This window comes from Mesorhizobium sp. M7A.F.Ca.CA.002.04.1.1, from assembly GCF_004022805.1.
Lineage (GTDB): Bacteria > Pseudomonadota > Alphaproteobacteria > Rhizobiales > Rhizobiaceae > Mesorhizobium > Mesorhizobium ciceri.
In genome coordinates this window covers 1-2,075 of sequence record NZ_RZPL01000883.1, presented here as the reverse complement: position 1 = coordinate 2,075, position 2,075 = coordinate 1, and the positions used below count along the sequence as shown (strand labels likewise).

Below are 2,075 nucleotides of genomic sequence, written 5' to 3'. Positions count from 1 at the left end.
GCCTATGTCTCGCTGTTCAGCATGCTGATCGGCTTCGTGTTCTGGTATCGCGGCCTGGCGCAAGGCGGCATCGCCGCGGTCGGACAGTTGCAGCTGCTGCAGCCATTCTTCGGACTGGCACTGGCAGCGACGCTGCTGCACGAACAGGTCAGTTCGTTGATGGTGGTCGTCACGCTTGGCGTGGTGCTTTGCGTCGTAGGCGCCAAGCGATTCGCGAAGCAGGAATTGCCACGACGCGCGATCGCCTGACGACGGTGCCGTCCTCGCCTAAAACTTCGTCACCACCCCAATCCCAATGCCCTCGAAGCCGCCCATCGCCATCAGGGCCGCAGGCGCCTCGTCGAGACTGATCCTCTTGCCGACCAGCAGTTCGGGCTTCAGCTTGCCGTTGCGGATCATGTCCATCATCGCCTGGTAGCGGTAGGCCTGCATGCCGTGGCTGCCGAGGATTTCGAGCTCGAAGGCGATCACCTTGTCCATCGGCACCTGCGGCCGGGCATGCTCGCCCAGCATCAGGCCGACCTGCACATGGCGGCCGCGCCGGCGCAGATTGGATATCGAATTGAACGAGGTGGTGGGGTGGCCGAGCGCGTCCATCGACATATGCGCGCCGCCATTGGTGATCTGCTTGACCGCCTTGACCACGTTCGGCGTCGTAGATGCATTGATGGTGGCGACGGCGCCGATCTTTTTGGCGAAATCCAGTTTCTCGTCGGTGAGATCGATGGCGATGACATTGGCGCCCATGGCGCTGGCAATCATAATCGCCGACAGGCCGACGCCGCCGCAGCCATGCACCGCGACCCATTCGCCCGGCTTCACCCGGCCCTGGTCGACAATGGCTCGAAACGAAGTGACGAAGCGGCAGCCGAGGCTGGCGGCGGTGGCGAATTCCATCTCGTCGGGCAGGCGCACAAGATTGGTGTCGGCATGTTCGATGGCGACATATTCGGCAAACGAGCCCCAGCCGGTGAAGCCAGGCTGTGTCTGGTGCTCGCAGACCTGGTGATTGCCCGAATTACACTCGAAGCAGCGGCCGCAGCCGACGGCGAACGGCACTGTGACGCGCTCGCCGGCCTTCCAGCGTGTGACCTGCTTGCCCGCGGCGACGACGATGCCGGCAAGTTCATGGCCCGGCACGTGCGGCAGCGTGATGCCTTCGTCATGACCCATCCAGCCATGCCAGTCGCTGCGGCACAGACCGGTCGCCTCGACCTTGATGACGACGCCATCGGCTGCCGGCTTCGGATCAGGAACGGTCTGGATCCTCGGCGCTTCGCCGAATTTCTCGAAGACGACGGCTTTCATCGGCAACACCACCTTTCACACGGCCTGCGGGAAACGATAGCCGATTCCCTATCCGGTCAAGCGAAAATCGATTCCGCCAGCCATACTGTTCCGGTGCCGACGCTACGCAGATGACGCCTTATTCCGCGTCGATCTGGTTCTGGGGCGCCGCTTTCTGGAAGGCCGGCAGCGCCATGCAGGCGGCGTTGATGCGCGCGATCGTCGGGTAGGGCGTCAGATCGACGCCAAAGCGGGCATTGCTGGCAATCTGTGCGGCGAGGCAGATGTCAGCCAGACCCGGCGCGTCGCCATGGCAGAATGTTCCGGTCTCCGCCGACAAGGCCAGGATCTTTTCAAGCGGCTGAAAGCCCTCGTTCACCCAGTGGCGGAACCAGTTGACGACGTCCTCGTCGCCGGCGCCGAACAGCGTGCGCAGCGAGGTCAGCACGCGCAGATTGTTCACCGGGTGGATGTCGCAGGCGATCATCTGCGCCAGCATTCTGACCCGTGCCCGACCGGCCGCATCCCCTGGCAATAGCGGTGGTTCCGGGCTGGTCTCGTCGAGGAATTCGATGATCGCCAGCGATTGCGTCAGCAGCGTGCCGTCGCCGAGCACCAGCGCCGGCACCAGCCCTTGCGGATTGACCGCGAGATAGGCTGGTTCGAGGTGCTCGCCATGGCGCAGATGATGCGGGATATAGTCGTAGCTCAGCCCCTTCATCTCCAGCGCGATCCGCACCCGGTAGGAGGTGGAGGAGCGATAGTAGTTGTGCAGGACGAGTTTGCTC

At 63.5% G+C, this 2,075-nt stretch carries 3 protein-coding genes; 1 reads left to right on the top strand and 2 read right to left on the bottom strand.

What is annotated here, in order from left to right; all coding sequences use genetic code 11:
- On the top strand, positions 1–249 hold a 249-nt coding region (locus ENZ75_RS29905), incomplete at its 5' end, for an EamA family transporter (RefSeq protein ID WP_164888117.1).
- Positions 250–267: 18 nt separating this feature from the next.
- Here ENZ75_RS29905 and ENZ75_RS29900 read toward each other — a convergent pair.
- Together ENZ75_RS29900 and maiA are read right to left on the bottom strand one after the other, a co-directional pair.
- Positions 268–1,308, bottom strand: coding sequence for a zinc-dependent alcohol dehydrogenase family protein (locus ENZ75_RS29900; protein ID WP_063168158.1), 1,041 nt, complete (start codon positions 1,306–1,308; stop codon positions 268–270).
- A gap of 118 nt (positions 1,309–1,426) precedes the next feature.
- The gene (gene maiA / locus ENZ75_RS29895) at positions 1,427–2,062 is read right to left on the bottom strand and encodes a maleylacetoacetate isomerase (RefSeq protein WP_245481294.1); all 636 of its coding nucleotides are present in this window, start codon (positions 2,060–2,062) and stop codon (positions 1,427–1,429) included.
- Positions 2,063–2,075: the final 13 nt, after the last annotated feature.

Excerpts from the sequence above, each read along its gene's own strand:
- ENZ75_RS29900 (WP_063168158.1), bottom strand. The coding sequence starts at position 1,308 with ATGAAAGCCGTCGTCTTCGAGAAATTCGGCGAAGCGCCGAGGATCCAG.